Here is a 17,744-nt window from a genome sequence, read left to right on the forward strand (position 1 = left end):
TTCAGCCAGAAACCCCAAAAATAAAGTCGCTATTTGAAAAATGAAATCCACTTTTCAGGAAAATCAAAAACAGCGTTTCATTCATAATTAGGATAAGTTCTTTGCTGTGTAAATTACTTTTTTAATTTATGCTTTCAGACAATTACGTCTGATATTCAGGGTGGGTAAAATGGATAGTGCTGTCGATCGTCACGTTTTTTATATTTCTGATGGTACGGCGATCACCGCCGAGGTGCTGGGCCACGCGGTGATGTCGCAGTTTCCCGTATCGATCAACAGCATTACGCTGCCGTTTGTCGAAAATGAGAGCCGCGCCAAAGCGGTGAAGGACCAGATCGACGCCATTTACCAGCAGACCGGCGTCCGCCCGCTGGTGTTCTACTCCATCGTGATCCCCGAGATCCGCGCCATCATTCTGCAGAGTGAAGGCTTCTGCCAGGATATCGTGCAGGCGCTGGTGGCTCCGCTGCAAAGCGAGCTGAAGCTCGACCCAACGCCTATCGCCCACCGTACCCACGGGCTGAACCCCGGCAACCTGACCAAGTACGATGCCCGTATCGCCGCCATTGACTATACCCTCGCGCACGACGACGGCATCTCGCTGCGTAATCTCGACCAGGCGCAGGTGATCCTGCTTGGCGTGTCGCGCTGCGGCAAAACGCCGACCAGCCTTTACCTGGCGATGCAGTTCGGCATTCGCGCCGCCAACTACCCGTTCATCGCTGACGATATGGATAACCTGGTGCTGCCCGCCGCCCTGAAGCCGCTGCAGCACAAGCTGTTCGGGCTGACCATTAATCCGGAGCGCCTTGCCGCCATCCGCGAAGAGCGCCGCGAGAACAGCCGCTACGCCTCCATGCGCCAGTGCCGGATGGAGGTCTCCGAAGTGGAAGCCCTGTACCGCAAAAATCAGATCCCGTGGCTGAACAGCACCAACTACTCTGTGGAAGAAATTGCCACCAAAATTCTCGACATCATGGGGCTTAATCGCCGCATGTACTAATATGCTAGTACATTAGCTCAGAATCAGGTATCATCATCGGCAACCACGGGGCTACGTCGCCCCGAACTTGAAATCAGCAGGGATTGGTTTAAGGTGATGCCCATCACTTCCCGGTAGTCTGCCGATGAAGCAAAAATTTTCTGAGACATTCCATGAATAAAACCGATGAACTCCGCACTGCGCGCATTGACAGCCTGGTCACGCCGGCTGAACTGGCCCAGCGGCATCCTGTTTCCGCGGCCGTTGCGGAACACGTGACGGCCTCCCGCCGCCGCATTGAAAAAATCCTCAATGGTGAAGACAAGCGTCTTCTGGTGGTGATTGGTCCCTGCTCCATCCACGATCTGGATGCCGCGATGGATTATGCAAAACGGCTTCAGGGCCTGCGGGATAAGTACCAGCATCGCCTTGAGATTGTGATGCGAACCTACTTTGAAAAACCGCGTACCGTGGTGGGCTGGAAAGGACTGATTTCCGACCCTGACCTCAACGGCAGCTATCGCGTGAACCACGGCATCGAGCTGGCGCGGAAGCTGCTTTTGCAGGTCAACGAGCTGGGCGTGCCGACCGCCACCGAGTTCCTTGATATGGTGACCGGGCAGTTTATCGCCGATCTGATCAGCTGGGGCGCGATTGGCGCACGCACCACCGAGAGCCAAATCCACCGCGAGATGGCCTCCGCCCTCTCCTGTCCGGTCGGCTTTAAAAACGGGACCGATGGCAATACGCGTATTGCGGTTGATGCCATCCGCGCGGCCCGTGCCAGCCACATGTTCCTGTCGCCGGACAAGAGCGGTCACATGACCATCTACCAGACCAGCGGTAACCCGTACGGGCATATCATTATGCGCGGCGGGAAGAAGCCCAATTATCATGCACAAGATATTGCGGCGGCCTGTGAAACGCTGGCGGAATTCGACCTGCCGGAACATCTGGTGGTGGACTTCAGCCACGGCAACTGCCAGAAGCAGCATCGCCGCCAGCTGGACGTCTGCGATGAGATCTGCCAGCAGATCCGCAGTGGTTCAACCGCCGTTGCAGGGATTATGGCGGAGAGCTTTATCAAAGAAGGCGCGCAGAAAATCGTTGCTGGCCAGCAGATGGTGTACGGCCAGTCGATCACCGACCCGTGCCTGAGCTGGGAAGACAGCGAGCTGCTGCTGGAGAAGCTGGCTGCAGCCGTGGACACGCGCTTTTAACATCCTGCCGGGTGGCGCTGCGCTTACCCGGCCTACGATTCTTGCCGTTGTAGGCCCGGTAATGCGAAGCCGCCACCGGGCTTTTGATTGCACAATATTGATCCTCTCACCCTTTTTTCACAAAAACGCTTGCCGTAAATTTGCAGTTTATTGATAATGATTATCATTGTTACATTGATTGTTATTTATAAACATTATGTCACGTACGGATAACAGCGCGGCAACGCCAGCAAAAACAGACACAGCACCAGCCCCTACCGAGCGTCGGATTGACAGCAAAACCCTGCTCGGCGATGCGGGGCGGGTCATTATCGAGCATGACGGCCAGCGCTATCTGCTGCGCCAGACCCATGCCGGAAAACTGATCCTCACAAAATAAACCAAAAACTTCGCCAGCCACCCAGGTAATCCCCAGGCAGCCAGCGCTTTCGATTCTTTATGGAGAGTTGCTATGCCACACCTGCCTTCCGCGTCTTTACGCCCGTCACTTCTGGCGCTGGCGATTGTCAGCCCCCTGCCGGGCGTCGCGTTTGCTGCCGCAGATGAAATGACCGTCACCGCCACGGGCAACGCCCGCAGCGCCTTTGAAGCCCCCATGATGGTGAGCGTGATTGACGCCAGCGCGCCGGAGAAACAAACCGCCAGCTCGGCGGCCGACCTGCTGCGTAACGTTCCCGGCCTGATGCTGGACGGCACCGGGCGCACCAACGGGCAGGACGTGAACCTGCGCGGCTACGATCGTCGCGGCGTGCTGGTGCTGGTTGACGGCGTGCGTCAGGGCACCGACACCGGCCACCTGAACAGCACGTTCCTCGATCCGGCGCTGATTAAACGTATCGAAGTGGTTCGCGGCCCGTCGGCCCTGCTGTACGGCAGCGGCGCGCTGGGCGGCGTGATTTCCTATGACACCGTCGATGCAAAAGACCTGCTGGAAACGGGTAAAAACAGCGGTTATCGTGTGTTTGGTACGGGGGCGACAGGCGATCACAGTCTTGGGATGGGGGCCAGCGCCTATGGCCGCACCGACACGCTGGACGGTCTGGTAGCCTGGTCCAGCCGGGATCGCGGTGATATCCGCCAGAGCGACGGAGCAACCGCCCCTAACGACGAGTCTATCAATAACATGCTGGCGAAAGGCAGCTGGAAAATCGACCCGGCCCAGACCCTGAGCGGCGCCCTGCGCTACTACAACAACGATGCTCAGGAACCAAAAAACCCGCAAACCACCGGGGCGGACAGCAGTAACCCGATGACCGATCGCTCCACCATCCAGCGTGACGCGCAGGTGGGCTACCGCATCGCCCCGGAAGGTAACGACTGGCTGAACGCCGACGCGAAGGTCTACTGGTCCGAAGCGCGCATTAATGCCCAGAATATCGACAACAGCGGTGAGTTCCGCAAGCAGACCACCAAAGGCGGCAAGGTGGAAAACCGCACCCGCCTGTTCAGCGACACTTTAGCAGCACATCTGCTGACCTACGGTGGGGAATACTACCGTCAGGAGCAGCATCCGGGCGGCGCGACCACCGGCTTCCCGGAGGCGAAAATCGACTTCAGCTCCGGCTGGCTGCAGGACGAAATCACCCTGCGCGATCTGCCGGTCACCCTGCTGGGCGGTACGCGCTATGACAACTACCGCGGCAGCAGCAATGGCTACGACGACGTGGATGCCGATAAATGGTCCTCCCGCGCCGGGTTGACCGTCAGCCCGACCGACTGGCTGATGCTGTTTGGCTCATACGCGCAGGCGTTCCGCGCGCCCACTATGGGCGAGATGTACAACGACGCCAAACACTTCTCTATTGGCCGCTTCTATACCAACTACTGGGTGCCAAACCCGAACCTGCGCCCGGAAACCAACGAAACGCAGGAGTTTGGGTTCGGTCTGCGCTTTGACGATCTGCTGCTTGCCAACGATGCGCTGGAGTTTAAAGCCAGCTATTTCGATACCAAAGCTAAAGACTATATCTCCACCACCGTCAATTTTGCCGCCGCGACCACCATGTCTTATAACGTCCCGAACGCCAAAATCTGGGGCTGGGACATGATGGCAAAATATTCTGCCGACCTCTTCAACCTCGACCTGGCCTATAACCGCACGCGCGGGAAAGACACCGATACGGGCGAGTACATCTCCAGCATCAACCCGGATACCGTCACCAGCAAGCTGGACATTCCGGTGGCGCAGAGCGGTTTTTCCGTCGGCTGGATTGGCACCTTTGTCGATCGCTCAACGCATATCAGCAGCAGCTACAGCAAGCAGCCGGGCTACGCGGTCAATGACTTCTACGTCAGCTATAAGGGTCAGGAGCAGCTCAAAGGCGTGACCACGACGCTGGTGCTCGGCAACGCCTTTGACAAAGAATACTGGTCACCTCAGGGCATTCCGCAGGACGGCCGTAACGGCAAGATTTTCGTAAGCTATCAGTGGTAATTCCCGTCGGGGCAACTCTTCAGAAGGATAAGAAAATGAATCACTACACGCGCTGGCTTGAGCTGAAAGAAGACAATCCGGGTAAGTACGCGCGCGACATCGCAGGGTTAATGAATATCAGCGAAGCAGAGCTGACCTTTGCCCGCGTGGGTCACGACGCCTGGCGACTGCGCGGTGAGATCCGCGAGATCCTGGGCGCGCTGGAGGCGGTGGGCGAAACCAGGTGCATCTGCCGCAACGACTACGCCGTTCACGAGCAGGTCGGAAGCTTCACCAACCAGCACCTGAACGGCCATGCCGGGCTGGTGCTGAACCCGCGCGCGCTGGATCTGCGCCTGTTCCTCAACCAGTGGGCAAGCGCGTTTCACATCAGTGAAGCCACCGCCCGCGGCGAGCGGCAGAGCATTCAGTACTTCGACCACCAGGGCGATGCCCTGCTGAAGGTCTACGCCACGGATAACACCGACGTTTCCGCCTGGGGCGACGTGCTGACTCGTTTTATCTTTGCCGATAATCCACCGCTGGCGTTGAAGGCGCCCGACGCGCCTGCTCACGCGGAAAATGCGCAAGCCGACCTCGTGGACAAAGAGTGGCGCGCCATGACCGACGTGCACCAGTTCTTCAGCCTCCTCAAACGCCATAACCTCAGCCGCCAGCAGGCGTTTCGCCTGGTGGGGGACGATCTGGCCTGTCGGGTAGAGAACAGCGCGCTGGCGCAGCTGCTGGAGACGGCGCGCCGGGACGGCAATGAAATCATGGTCTTCGTCGGCAACCGCGGCTGCGTACAGATTTTCACCGGCGTGGTGGAAAAGCTGGCGCCGATGAAAGGCTGGCTGAACATCTTCAACTCAACCTTTACCCTGCACCTGCTTGAAGACGCCATTGCGGAGACGTGGGTCACGCGCAAACCAACCGCTGACGGGCACGTCACCAGCCTGGAGCTGTTTGCCGCCGACGGGACGCAAATCGCCCAGCTGTACGGCCAGCGCACCGAAGGCGAGCCGGAGCAAAGCCAGTGGCGCAGCCAGATAGACGCCCTGACGGCGAAAGGGCTGGCCGCATGAAACGGTGGCTTGTCCTGTTCAGCGCCCTGCCCCTGCTGGCGTTTGCTGCGCCGCAGGAGAAAATCGTCACGCTCGGCGGCGACGTCACCGAGATTGTCTACGCCCTCGGCGCGGCGTCTTCCCTGGTGGCCCGCGACAGCACCAGCCAGTGGCCGCAGGCGGCGAACGTGCTGCCGGACGTGGGCTATCTGCGTCAGCTCAACGCCGAAGGGATCTTGTCCATGCGCCCCACGCTGGTGCTGGCCAGCGCCCAGGCGCAGCCCTCTCTGGCGCTAAAGCAGGTTGAGCAAAGCCACGTCCGGGTTATCGCGGTTCCAGCCGCTAACGATTTGAGCGTCATCGACGAAAAAGTGCGGATCGTGGCGGAAGCGACGCATCGCGAGGCCGAGGGGGAAGCCCTGCGCGGCAAGCTGCGTCAGGCGCTGTCAACCCTGCCCACATCGCAGCTCAACAAGCGGGTGCTGTTTATTCTCAACCACGGCGGGATGACCGCGATGGCTGCCGGACAACAGACCGGCGCGGACGCGGCCATTCGCGCGGCGGGGCTGCAGAATGCGATGCAGGGGTTCACCCGCTATCAGCCGCTGTCTCAGGAAGGGGTGATTGCCAGCCGGCCCGATCTGGTGGTGATTTCGCAGGACGGCATCAACGCCCTGGGCGGGGAAGCGAATCTGTGGACGCTGCCCGGGCTGGCGCAAACCCCGGCAGGACGTAATAAGCAGGTGCTGGCGATGGATGATATGGCGCTGCTGGGCTTTAGCGTGCGAACGCCGGAAGCCATCCGGCAGCTGCGGGCCAAAGCGGAGCAACTGCCCTGATGTCCCGGCGAGTCGCCCTGTCATTGTGGATGCTGGCCGCGCTGCTGGTCGTCACGACGCTGACGGCCAGCGGTATTGGCGCGCTGCGCCTGCCGATCAACCTGCTGTGGAATGGCACCGACGAGGCCCTGCGTCAGATCTGGCTGACGATCCGCCTGCCACGCGTGCTGCTGGCGCTGGCGATCGGCGGTTCGCTGGCGCTCGCGGGCTGCGTGATGCAGGGGCTGTTCCGCAACCCGCTGGCGGACCCGGGCCTGCTCGGCATCAGCAGCGGCGCGGCACTTGCCGTCGCGCTGTGGGTGGTGCTTCCGCTCTCGCTGCCTGCACTGGTGATGCTGTATGCCCCGATGCTGGCGGCGTTTCTCGGCGCGCTGGCCGCCACCTTCGTGATTTTCCTGCTCAGCCGTCAGCGTGACGCTTCCCTGTCGCGCCTGCTGCTGGTGGGCATTGCCATCAACGCCCTGTGCGGTGCGGCCGTCGGCGTGCTGTCATGGCTCAGCAATGATGCCCAGCTTCGCCAGCTTTCGCTCTGGGGAATGGGCAGCCTCGGCCAGGCGCAGTGGTCGACGCTGCTGGCCGTCGCGTCGCTGATGATCCCCACCGTGCTGGTTATCTGGCGTCTGGCAGGGCCCCTCAACCTGCTGCAGCTGGGCGACGAAGAGGCGCACTATCTCGGCGTGGAGGTGGCCGCCGTGCAGCGGATCCTGCTGCTGTGCAGCGCCCTGCTGGTGGCTGCCGCCGTTGCGATCAGCGGCGTGATCGGTTTTGTTGGCCTGGTGGTGCCGCACCTGGTGCGCATGTGGCTGGGAGCCGACCACCGGGCCACGCTCCCCGGCTCGGTGCTGGCCGGTGCGCTGCTCCTGCTGGTGGCCGACACGCTGGCGCGCAGCGTGGTCGCTCCGGCGGAAATGTCGGTTGGCTTATTGACCAGCCTTCTCGGCGCGCCGTGGTTCCTGTGGCTGATCTTTCGTCGTGGAGGTGCGCATGGCTGAACGCTATTGTGCAGAAAACCTTGTTTTTCGCGCCGGGCAACGCACGCTGATTAACGACGTGTCGCTGACCTTATCTCAGGGCGAGCTGGTGGCGTTGATTGGCCCCAACGGCGCCGGGAAATCGACGCTGTTGCGACTGCTTACCGGCTATCTTAAACCTGCTGGGGGACGGTGCAGCCTGGCGGGCACACCGCTTGCGGCCTGGCAGCCGGAAAGGCTCTCCCGCTACCGGGCGGTGATGCGCCAGAGCACGCAGCTCGGATTTGACTGGCCGGTTGAGGCGGTGGTCGGTATGGGGCGTGCGCCCTGGACCCGCACGCCAGAAGCGTCGGTGATCGAGGAGGTGATGGCCATCACCAGCTGTTTACCGCTGGCGGGCAGGCAGTTTGCCGCGCTCTCAGGCGGCGAGCAGCAGCGCGTTCAGCTCGCCCGCGCGCTGGCTCAGCTCTGGTGCGACGGTGCGCCGCGCGGCTGGCTGTTTCTTGATGAACCGACGTCCGCGCTGGATCTCTATCACCAGCAGCATCTGCTGCGCCTGCTGAAATCCCTGACCAGCCGGGGACATCTGCACGTGTGCGCGGTGCTGCACGACCTCAACCTGGCAGCGCTGTGGGCGGATCGCATCCTGCTCCTGCACAGCGGCAGGATCGTGTCCCAGGGAGAGCCGGAAACCGTGTTGCAGCCCGATGCGCTGGCGCGCTGGTACGGCGCACAGGTTCACGTCGGCAGGCATCCGGCTCACCCCGTGCCGCAGGTGTTTCTCGCCCCCTGACCGGTCCGGATTCTGACGACGCCGACTCCGGCCAGACACTAGCTTGAGCAACTGACCTCCAGCCGCTTGCCCCACTCAGGCGGGCGGCTGACGTAATCATCATCCCGGTCGGCAAACGGCGTGCGCAACGCCACGTGCAGACGGTGTAACTCGTCGTACTCGCCCTGCTCGGCCTGCTCAATCGCCCGCTGCGCCAGCCAGTTGCGCAACACCATCGCAGGGTTCGTAGCGTTCATCTGCGCCTGGCGGGTCGCATCATCCACCTGCTCCTGCTGCAGCCGCGCGCGGTACGATGCAAACCAGTCGTCAAACGCCTGTCTGTCAATAAACTCATCGCGCAGCGGCGAGGCGGCACTGTGCTGCTCCGTCTGGCCCAGCATCCGGAAGGTGCGCGTGTAATCGCTGCCCTCGCGCGCCATCAGGGCAAACAGGCCATTGAGGATGTCGTTATCGCCCTTCTCCTGCGTGACTAGCCCCAGCTTGTTGCGCATCAGCGAGCCATACTCTCGCAGTAAGATCGCCTGATAGCTGTCGAGCGCATCATTGAGGGCATCAACGTCGATGAACGGCGACAGGGTTTGCGCAAGTCGCTGCAGGTTCCACAGGCCCACCGCGGGCTGATTGTCAAAACTGTAGCGCCCCTGATAGTCGGAGTGGTTACAGATGTACCCTGGCTGATAATCATCCAGGAAACCAAACGGGCCGTAGTCAAAGGTCAACCCAAGAAGCGACATGTTGTCCGTATTCATGACGCCATGGGCAAAACCTACCGTTTGCCAGCGGGCAATCAGGGCTGCGGTACGGGCCACCACGTCCCTGAACCAGAGAACGTATTGATCCGCGTCGTCCTGCAAATGCGCCCAGTGGTGACGAATGGCAAAGTCAGCCAGCTGGCGCACCTTGTCCGGCTCGCGGCGATAGTAAAAGTGCTCAAAATGACCGAAGCGCAGATGGCTTTGCGCAATGCGCATCAGCATTGCGCCCTTTTCCACGGTTTCGCGCGCAACCGGCGTGTCGCTGGTCACGATCGACAGCGCACGGGTGGTGGGGATACCGAGGGCATGCATCGCTTCGGAGCCCAGGCATTCGCGAATCGTTGAACGCAGAACCGCACGCCCGTCGCCCATCCGCGAATAGGGCGTCAGGCCCGCACCTTTCAGGTGCCAGTCAACCGTCTCCCCGTTGGGAAGCTGTTGTTCTCCGAGCAGGATCCCCCTGCCGTCGCCCAGTTGCCCAGCCCAGACGCCAAACTGATGCCCGCTATAGACCTGAGCAAGGGGTTGCATACCGGCGAGCAGCGTTTCGCCTCCCCAGACGCCAGCGCTCCCTGAACGCTGAAACAGCTCAGGCGGAATGGCCAGCTCTTCTGCCAGCCGATCGTTATGCCAGATAAGGCGTGAATTTTGTAACGGTGTGGGTTTGAGTGCGGTATAAAATCCCGGCAACTCGTCATGCCAGTGAGCAGTAAAAGACAGGGTCATAAGTCCTCCTGCTTTCAGTGTAGAGGGTTTACCCGGACTTAAACACGGGCGAAAGCAAGGGTTATCGCTGCTGAACCAGCGTAGTGACGTGTTCCGCCGAGACGGCAGGCCAGAGCGTTCCCTGCATGGCGCCAAAATTAAAGGACAACACGCGCTGCAACAGACCGTGGTCGTCAATGCCCGAGACAATCACAGACTGGCAGTGCGGCGTGATTTGCCAGAGGATGGCGCGCATAAATGGCTCAAAAGAGAGCTCTGAAGCACGCTGCTGAATGAAGCCTTTATCGAGAATAACCCGTTTAAATAATCCATCGTAGACCGCCTTGAGCGATGCAGCGCCTGCACCAAAGTTTGCCAGCACCAATGGGAAATGGATTGCCATTCTCGCCAGCTGAAGATCGTCCTTTCCGTTATTTAAACCTGGATAATTCTCATTAACAGTAAACTCAAGAAACGGATAACGCTCAAGAATTGAAACAGCGTTTCCATTACTTAATAAAAATTCAACTATTGCAGGTGTAATATTGATCCATGCAATTAACTGATGCTGAATAAAAAACAGTTTGCAGGTATCAAGCAATTGCAGTTTTTCGTTAAACAGCGCTAACTCTTCAGCCGCTGAAAGTCGTGGGATAACAAGCTCAGTGGGGATCCGCACATCGCTGTCGACGCCAGTAAAGTTAACCAGAATTTCTAAACCTTTAAGCTCCCCTGCGCTATTACGGGCAGGCAAAAGCAGCAGTTCAGACTGGTAAGCATTATCTAGCGTAATTATCATTGCACTCGCCCCGCATTAAAGATGAGAGAGGACATCCTGGAGCAATTGCCGACACAATTCCACTGCCTTGATTTTAATAAGATTAATTTCATTAGTTCCGTATTAATTTTCAGATTTTTCCCTGAATCTAAAATAATCTTATCCTGGTTGCAAAATAATAGCCAGTTTTAGATAAAACAGATACATGAGGGATTCGCTAATTTTAGGTAAATTTAACTTTAATCATCTTATTTGAGAAAAAACGGCATGTTTATTCGCTGCCATGCCGTCATAAGAGAGGTATACGACGAAGATTATATACGTCGTGCCTGCCAGAAATTTTTACGCCAGTAAACATTATCAAGAGAAGAGCGCATCACGCCGCGGCTCGTCGAGGCGTGAATGAACTGGTTGTCAGTATCATAAATGCCCACATGAAGTCCGCTTTCCCCCGATCCGGTTTTGAAGAAAACCAAGTCCCCGGGCAGGAGGTCGTCTTTATCAATTTCCGTGCCGATTTCTGCCTGTTTACGCGTTTCACGCGGCAGCTGTAAATCAAACTTGTCGCGAAACGTCATCAGAACGAAGCCGGAGCAATCTACACCGCCACGGCTCATACCGCCGTAGCGATAAGGCGTGCCGCGCCAGTTGCTCAGCTGATCGTTGAGGCTGGCAATGACGGTGATCGAATCTGAAAGCCGTGGGTTAGGCGGCGGTGCACGATGGCTACTGCATCCCGCAAGAAAAAGTGCGGCCATCAGGAGAAACCAGAATCGCATTTTCAGACGAATCCTCTGCTTTTTTTGTTCTTTTCGTAATTTAGCGTGCAATTGTGCTCACAGGCAAGAAACGCTTACTCCTGCCCGGTCGAAATCAGCATCTTATGGCCCTCAATATCCAGCCTGCGGAACGACATGTTGTACGCGCGGGCAAGATTGGGCGGCGTAAGAACCTGATCCCGCGTACCGCTGGCGATCATCTTCCCCTGCGACAGCAGCCACACCCGGTGGGCATGACGCAAGGTGTGGTTGAGGTCATGACTGCTCATCACCACGGCGATGCCTTTTCTACTGAGCGCACTTAGCAGGGTATCCAGGGCCGCCTGCTGCGCCACATCCAGACCGCTCATCGGTTCATCGAGAAGCAGCATCCGCCCATGAGGATTACCGGCCGGGTGGATCTGAACAATGACAGCCGCCAGACGCACCCGCTGCCATTCGCCGCCGGATAGCTGGCTGACATGCCGGGAGAGTTTATCCTCCAGCCCCAGCGCCGCGGCCACGTCCGTCAGCAGTGCCGTAGAATGTTTGTCGTGCAAATGCAGCATCAGATAGTGCCAGACCGGCATCGCAAAGGGGGGCACCTGCTGCTGCACGAGATAGCTGCGCCGATGCGCCAGCGAGACCGGCGACCACTCGGCCAGCGTATGCTCCAGCAACATTATCTGCCCTTCTCCGGCAGTCATGCCTGCCATCCGTGCCAGCAGCGTGCTCTTTCCTGCGCCGTTTGGCCCGACAAGATGCAGGATTTCTCCCGCATTGACGGCGCCGGTTATCGGCTCCAGACGTCCCTTCTCGGCAACGTCCGTGAGCTGCATCAGCAGCGACATTATTTCGCCAGCGCCAGCTTGATCGATTCCATGACGATCGGATCTTCAGGGGTCATATCCGGTGAAAAACGCTGTACGACCTGACCGTCGCGACCTATCAGGAATTTTTCAAAGTTCCACAGAATATCGTCCGGATAAAGCGGCGCGCGGCCTTTGCTGGCCATGCGTTCATAAAAACCGCTGCCTTCCGGCGCGACGGCTTTCGGTGCGGCAGCGATCAGCTTCGCATACAGCGGGTGGCGGTCTTCACCGTTGACATCGATTTTGCTGAACAACGGGAACGTTACGCCGTAGGTAGTGCTGCAGAAGGTTTTAATCTCCTCTTCGCTGCCCGGCTCCTGCCCCAGGAACTGGTTGCAGGGGAAGCCCAGCACGGTAAAACCGTCTTTCTCCCAGGCCTTCTGAATGTTTTCCAGCTGCTCGTACTGCGGCGTCAGGCCGCATTTGGATGCCACGTTGACGATCAGCAACACATTGCCTTTGTAGCCTTCCAGCGTGGTTTTATCGCCATCAATGGTGGTCACTTCAGTATTCAGGATATCTGACTGCATAGCATTTCCTCAGGTTGTCGATTTAACGTCCAGCTTTTAATAGTAGCCAGATAAAGACCGGCGCGCCCAGCGTGGCGGTCACCACGCCAATGGGCAGCTCTGCGGCCGTCAGGGCAAGCCTGGCGATGATGTCGGCCACCAGCAGCGTGACGGCCCCGGCAACCGCCGAGGCCGGAAGCAAGGTTCGATGGTCCGTGATTCCGCACAGTCGGAGCATATGCGGAATCACCAGACCGATAAAGCCAATCGCGCCCGCCAGAGCCACGCTGACGCCGACCAGCCAGCCAATGGCGATGACCAGCACATTACGCCAGAACCCAATCGGCATGCCCAGCTGGCGGGCTGAGGTTTCACCCAGCGCGAGCATATTCAACGGCTGCGCCTGCAGGGCAGCCCACACGATGACCGGCACCAGCAGCGCCATCAGCCAGCCCTGCTGCCAGTCGACGCCGCCAAAGCCGCCCATCATCCAGTACATGAGCTGCCGAAGGTCAAAAGAGGTCGAGAAGTAGACCGCCCAGGTCATCAGCGCGCTACAGATGATCCCCAGCGCCACGCCGGCAAGCAGCAGACGGCTGGTCGATAAGTGCCGTCTGGCAAAACGAAGAAGGATGAGCGTTATCAGTAATGCGCCGAGGATCGCGCTTAGGCTAATGCTCCAGCCGGAGAGTTCTCCTCCGCCCAGCATCACCGCTGCAATCAGCCCCACGCCCGCACCGTTAGACACGCCGAGCAGCCCGGGCTCCGCCAGAGGATTCTCAAACAACGCCTGCATAATGGTGCCGCACAGCGCCAGCGCGGCCCCCACCAGCATCACCGCGACGGTACGCGGCAGACGAATTTGCCAGACGAAGAGCTGTCCGTCAGGTCCCCACCAGCTTTCGGGCCCTATCCACCGGTCACCGGCGCAGAGGCTAACGCCTGCGGCGACAATGAGCAGCAGCACCAGAATAAGCAGGTGACGCCGATCGGAACGGTGCTGGAGATGGACATAATCAAGCATGTTTACGGTTTTCGTAGCGAGAGATGTAATTGATTTTACGGCGGGTTTGCCTGAGAGCGCAAAGAAAAAAGGCCGCGTGGGCGGCCTTTTTAGTTAGTTCATATTACTCTGCTTTGGGCGTTGCGTTTTCGACACGGCTTTTTAACTTCTGGCCGGGTCTGAAGGTCACCACGCGGCGGGCTGTAATGGGAATATCTTCCCCCGTCTTCGGGTTGCGGCCCGGACGTTGGTTTTTGTCTCGCAAATCAAAATTGCCAAAGCCGGAGAGTTTTACCTGCTCACCATTTTCCAGAGCACGACGGATCTCTTCGAAAAACAGCTCTACCAGCTCTTTGGCATCCCGTTTGCTAAGCCCAAGCTTATCAAACAGATATTCTGACATTTCAGCTTTTGTAAGCGCCATAGGTTCAATCCCTCAATGATGCCTGGAATCGCTCTTTTAATGCCTCTACACATTTGGCGACGGTAGCGGCAATCTCCTCTTCTTCGAGTGTACGGCTGGTATCCTGAAGGATCAGGCTGATAGCCAGGCTCTTAAAGCCCTCTGCTACGCCCTTGCCGCGGTACACGTCAAATAAGTTTACGCCAACTACCTGATTTACGCCAACTTTCTTACATTCGGCCAAAATATCTGCTGCGGGCACATTTTCCGCGACCACAACCGCGATATCACGGCGGTTTGCCGGGAAGCGGGAGACGTCCTGAGCCTGAGGAATCACGCGGTCTGCCACCAGGTTCCATTCCAGCTCAAACACGATGGTACGGCCATTCAGGTCCAGCTTGCGCTCCAGCTCAGGGTGAACAACCCCAATAAAACCAATGCGTTTGCCGTCTAAATAGAGGGCGGCGCTCTGGCCTGGATGCAGGGCCGGAATGGCTTCTGCGCGGAATTCAATTTCAGATAATTTACCGGTCAGATCCAGAATCGCTTCCAGATCGCCCTTCATATCGTAGAAATCAACCGTGCCTTTTGCCAGGTCCCAGTGCTCTTCATAACGGTTACCGCTGATGGCGCCAGCCAGCATGAGATCCTGACGGATGCCTAAATTTGCCTGATTATCCGGTACAAAGCGCAAACCGCTTTCGAAAATTCGCACGCGGTTTTGCTGGCGGTTCTGGTTGTAAACGATAGTGCCCAGCAGGCCCGTCCACAGGGACAGACGCATCGCGGACATTTCGCTGGAAATTGGGCTTGGCAGGATCAGCGCTTCCTGACCCGGGTGGATCAGCTGCTGCAGCTTTGGATCAACAAAGCTGTAGGTGATCACTTCCTGATAGCCTTTGTCGTTCAGCATGGTTTTTACACGCTTCAGGGACAGGTCGGCTTCACGGTGGGTGCCCATCACCAGACCTGCCTGCACAGGCTCGTCAGGGATGTTGTTGTAGCCATAAACACGGGCCACTTCTTCCACCAGATCTTCTTCAATTTCCATGTCGAAACGCCATGACGGCGCAACGGCTTTCCACTCGTCCTGACCTTCGGTTACGTCGCAACCCAGACGCTTCAGAATATCGGTCACCTGCGCGTCGGCAACGTGGTGCCCAATCAGGCGATCCAGCTTACTGCGACGCAGGGTGATGGTCGCACGCTTCGGCAGCGTGGCTTCGTTGGTGACGTCGATAACCGGGCCCGCTTCGCCGCCGCAGATGTCGATCAGCAGGCGAGTCGCACGCTCCATCGCTTTGTATTGCAGCGCAGGATCCACGCCGCGCTCGTAGCGGTGGGACGCATCGGTGTGCAGTCCGTGACGGCGTGCGCGACCAGTGATGGAAAGCGGGCTGAAGAACGCGCACTCCAGCAGGACGTTTTGCGTTTCGTCGTTGACGCCTGAATGCTCGCCTCCGAAGATACCGCCCATTGCCAGCGCTTTGCTGTGGTCAGCAATCACCAGGGTGTCGGCGTTCAGTTTCGCTTCGGTGCCGTCCAGAAGAACCAGGGTTTCGCCCTCTTTCGCCATGCGCACCACAATACCGCCTTCGATACGATCTTTATCGAAGGCGTGCATTGGCTGGCCCAGTTCCAGCAGAACGTAGTTAGTCACGTCAACCACGGCATCGATAGAGCGGATACCGCAGCGGCGCAGCTTCTCTTTCATCCACAGCGGGGTTGGCGCTTTCACATTGATGCCTTTCACCACGCGACCGAGGTAGCGCGGGCAGGCATCCGCAGCGTCAACCTGGATAGGCAGCACGTCACTGATGGTCGCTTCAACCGGGGCGATCTCCGGCGCGTTCAGCTCGGTCTGGTTCAGCACGGCAACGTCGCGCGCCACGCCGATGATCCCTAAGCAGTCAGCGCGGTTTGGCGTGACGCTGATTTCTATGGTGTTGTCATCAAGCTTCAGGTATTCGCGGATGTCAGTGCCGATTGGCGCATCCAGCGGCAGCTCAATGATGCCGTTGTGATCGTCGGAAATACCCAGCTCGGAGAAGGAACACAGCATGCCTTCAGACGGCTCGCCGCGCAGCTTAGCCGCTTTGATTTTGAAATCGCCCGGCAGTACCGCACCGACGGTCGCCACGGCCACTTTCAGCCCCTGGCGGCAGTTTGGCGCACCGCAGACGATATCCAGCAGACGGTCGCCGCCTACGTTTACTTTTGTTACGCGCAGTTTGTCCGCGTTAGGGTGCTGGCCGCACTCTACCACTTCGCCGACGACCACGCCGTTGAATGCCCCTGAAACCGGCTCAACGCCGTCCACTTCCAGACCTGCCATGGTGATCTGGTTAGAAAGCGCGTCGCTGTCCAGCGTGGTGTTCACCCACTCGCGTAACCACAGTTCACTGAATTTCATTGTTCTGTCCTGCCCTTATTTAAACTGTTTGAGGAAACGCAGATCGTTTTCGAAGAATGCACGTAAGTCGGTGACGCCATAGCGCAGCATGGTCAGACGCTCCATGCCCATACCGAAGGCGAAGCCGGAGTAAACTTCCGGATCGATACCCACGTTGCGCAGGACGTTTGGATGCACCATGCCGCAGCCCAGCACTTCCAGCCATTTGCCGTTTTTGCCCATCACGTCAACTTCCGCAGACGGTTCGGTGAACGGGAAGTAGGACGGACGGAAACGAACCTGCAGATCTTCCTCAAAGAAGTTGTTCAGGAAATCGTGCAGCGTGCCTTTCAGGTTGGTGAAGCTGATGTTTTTATCAACAATCAGACCTTCCATCTGGTGGAACATTGGGGTGTGGGTCTGATCGTAGTCGTTACGATAGACGCGGCCCGGCGCGATAATACGGATTGGCGGCGCCTGATCCTTCATGGTACGGATCTGAACGCCGGAGGTCTGGGTACGCAGCAGACGCGTCGCGTCGAACCAGAAAGTGTCGTGGTCAGCGCGTGCCGGATGATGGCCAGGAATGTTCAGAGCATCGAAGTTGTGGTAATCATCTTCAATTTCCGGGCCAGTCGCCACGGTAAAGCCGAGCTCACCGAAGAAACTTTCAATGCGATCGATGGTGCGTGTAACCGGGTGCAGACCGCCGTTCTCGATGCGGCGACCCGGCAGAGAAACGTCGATCGTCTCTGCGGCCAGACGCGCATTCAGCACCGCGCTTTCCAGCTCGGCTTTGCGTGCGTTCAGCGCCTGCTGTACCTGCTCTTTGGCTTCGTTAATCACCGCCCCCGCTGCCGGGCGCTCTTCTGGCGGCAGCTCACGCAGGGTTGTCATTTGAAGGGTCAGGTGCCCTTTCTTCCCAAGATATTCGACGCGGACATTGTCTAACGCGGCAACATCTGAGGCCTGATTAATGGCGGCTGTTGCACTGGCAACCAGCTCTGCGAGATGTGACATGATTTTCCTCATTATGTCGGTGCAGACACCGATTTGGTGGAGTTATTCTCTCAAATTCAGGCACAAAAAAAGCCTCCATCGGGAGGCTTATCTGGCGCTGTTTTTCGTTTCATCTTTCACGCGCTAGCCTCCTGAAGTCAGGTGCTAAAGTAAAAGAAGAAGCGGAAAATAGCAGCATTCATGCTTGCGTTACCTTGTTGGGTAAAAACCGTTGAGACCTTATTGAAAAGCCTGCACGGGTAAATGTCAATCTTCTTACAGGGTTAT

The 17,744-nt window shown here is 58.2% G+C and carries 18 protein-coding genes and 1 other annotated feature; of the genes, 8 read left to right on the plus strand and 10 right to left on the minus strand.

Annotated elements, in window-relative coordinates; genetic code table 11:
- Positions 1-169 precede the first annotated feature (169 nt).
- The 8 genes from ppsR to FHC52_RS09770 all read left to right on the plus strand — a co-directional run bounded on the left by ppsR (position 170) and on the right by FHC52_RS09770 (position 8,282).
- Positions 170-1,003 carry a posphoenolpyruvate synthetase regulatory kinase/phosphorylase PpsR gene (gene ppsR / locus FHC52_RS09735; protein ID WP_008500644.1) on the plus strand — a complete coding sequence of 278 codons (834 nt, stop codon included), beginning with the start codon at positions 170-172 and terminating at the stop codon, positions 1,001-1,003.
- Between the two features lie 152 nt (positions 1,004-1,155).
- Positions 1,156-2,202 carry a 3-deoxy-7-phosphoheptulonate synthase AroH gene (gene aroH / locus FHC52_RS09740; RefSeq protein WP_095442468.1) on the plus strand — a complete coding sequence of 349 codons (1,047 nt, stop codon included), beginning with the start codon at positions 1,156-1,158 and terminating at the stop codon, positions 2,200-2,202.
- A gap of 196 nt (positions 2,203-2,398) precedes the next feature.
- Positions 2,399-2,581, plus strand: coding sequence for a hemin uptake protein HemP (gene hemP, locus FHC52_RS09745; protein WP_021241095.1), 183 nt, complete (start codon positions 2,399-2,401; stop codon positions 2,579-2,581).
- A gap of 72 nt (positions 2,582-2,653) precedes the next feature.
- Positions 2,654-4,636 carry a TonB-dependent hemoglobin/transferrin/lactoferrin family receptor gene (locus FHC52_RS09750; protein ID WP_126288032.1) on the plus strand — a complete coding sequence of 661 codons (1,983 nt, stop codon included), beginning with the start codon at positions 2,654-2,656 and terminating at the stop codon, positions 4,634-4,636.
- Between the two features lie 35 nt (positions 4,637-4,671).
- The gene (chuS, locus tag FHC52_RS09755) at positions 4,672-5,700 is read left to right on the plus strand and encodes a hematinate-forming heme oxygenase ChuS (protein WP_126288030.1); all 1,029 of its coding nucleotides are present in this window, start codon (positions 4,672-4,674) and stop codon (positions 5,698-5,700) included.
- Positions 5,697-6,518: a hemin ABC transporter substrate-binding protein gene (locus tag FHC52_RS09760; protein ID WP_126288028.1), complete on the plus strand. Its 822-nt coding sequence runs from the start codon at positions 5,697-5,699 to the stop codon at positions 6,516-6,518. Before chuS ends, FHC52_RS09760 begins: the two co-directional genes overlap by 4 nt.
- Positions 6,518-7,510 carry an iron ABC transporter permease gene (locus FHC52_RS09765; RefSeq protein WP_126288026.1) on the plus strand — a complete coding sequence of 331 codons (993 nt, stop codon included), beginning with the start codon at positions 6,518-6,520 and terminating at the stop codon, positions 7,508-7,510. Before FHC52_RS09760 ends, FHC52_RS09765 begins: the two co-directional genes overlap by 1 nt.
- A complete protein-coding gene (locus FHC52_RS09770) occupies positions 7,503-8,282 on the plus strand; it encodes a heme ABC transporter ATP-binding protein (RefSeq protein WP_126288023.1) in 780 nt (259 codons plus the stop codon). The genes FHC52_RS09765 and FHC52_RS09770 overlap by 8 nt, the downstream gene beginning before the upstream one ends.
- Positions 8,283-8,320: 38 nt before the next feature.
- Here FHC52_RS09770 and selO read toward each other — a convergent pair whose 3' ends face one another.
- From selO to pheM, 10 genes are all read right to left on the minus strand, one after another.
- Positions 8,321-9,763, minus strand: coding sequence for a protein adenylyltransferase SelO (gene selO, locus FHC52_RS09775; RefSeq protein WP_032674594.1), 1,443 nt, complete (start codon positions 9,761-9,763; stop codon positions 8,321-8,323).
- 61 nt (positions 9,764-9,824) lie between these two features.
- Positions 9,825-10,541: an EAL domain-containing protein gene (locus tag FHC52_RS09780; protein ID WP_008500649.1), complete on the minus strand. Its 717-nt coding sequence runs from the start codon at positions 10,539-10,541 to the stop codon at positions 9,825-9,827.
- A 293-nt stretch (positions 10,542-10,834) separates the two neighbouring features.
- The gene (locus FHC52_RS09785) at positions 10,835-11,299 is read right to left on the minus strand and encodes an NlpC/P60 family protein (protein ID WP_008500650.1); all 465 of its coding nucleotides are present in this window, start codon (positions 11,297-11,299) and stop codon (positions 10,835-10,837) included.
- A gap of 74 nt (positions 11,300-11,373) precedes the next feature.
- Positions 11,374-12,129 carry a vitamin B12 ABC transporter ATP-binding protein BtuD gene (gene btuD, locus FHC52_RS09790; protein WP_008500651.1) on the minus strand — a complete coding sequence of 252 codons (756 nt, stop codon included), beginning with the start codon at positions 12,127-12,129 and terminating at the stop codon, positions 11,374-11,376.
- On the minus strand, positions 12,129-12,680 hold the full coding sequence (locus tag FHC52_RS09795) for a glutathione peroxidase (protein WP_021241087.1): 552 nt from the start codon (positions 12,678-12,680) through the stop codon (positions 12,129-12,131). The genes btuD and FHC52_RS09795 overlap by 1 nt, the downstream gene beginning before the upstream one ends.
- A 22-nt stretch (positions 12,681-12,702) precedes the next feature.
- The gene (gene btuC, locus FHC52_RS09800; protein ID WP_023327171.1) at positions 12,703-13,683 is read right to left on the minus strand and encodes a vitamin B12 ABC transporter permease BtuC; all 981 of its coding nucleotides are present in this window, start codon (positions 13,681-13,683) and stop codon (positions 12,703-12,705) included.
- 103 nt (positions 13,684-13,786) lie between these two features.
- Positions 13,787-14,086 (minus strand): integration host factor subunit alpha, encoded by a 300-nt coding sequence (ihfA, locus tag FHC52_RS09805; protein WP_003857805.1) that lies wholly within the window; start codon positions 14,084-14,086, stop codon positions 13,787-13,789.
- A 4-nt stretch (positions 14,087-14,090) separates the two neighbouring features.
- Entirely contained in the window at positions 14,091-16,478 is a 2,388-nt protein-coding gene (gene pheT / locus FHC52_RS09810) for a phenylalanine--tRNA ligase subunit beta (protein WP_008500654.1), read from the minus strand.
- 15 nt (positions 16,479-16,493) lie between these two features.
- A complete protein-coding gene (gene pheS, locus FHC52_RS09815; RefSeq protein WP_021241084.1) occupies positions 16,494-17,477 on the minus strand; it encodes a phenylalanine--tRNA ligase subunit alpha in 984 nt (327 codons plus the stop codon).
- A gap of 62 nt (positions 17,478-17,539) precedes the next feature.
- Positions 17,540-17,664 (minus strand) — a sequence feature (Phe leader region).
- A complete protein-coding gene (gene pheM, locus FHC52_RS09820) occupies positions 17,615-17,659 on the minus strand; it encodes a pheST operon leader peptide PheM (protein WP_001386830.1) in 45 nt (14 codons plus the stop codon). (Overlaps the previous feature by 45 nt.)
- Positions 17,665-17,744: the final 80 nt, after the last annotated feature.

The organism is Enterobacter sp. EC_64, assembly GCF_019584165.1.
Lineage (GTDB): Bacteria > Pseudomonadota > Gammaproteobacteria > Enterobacterales > Enterobacteriaceae > Enterobacter > Enterobacter roggenkampii.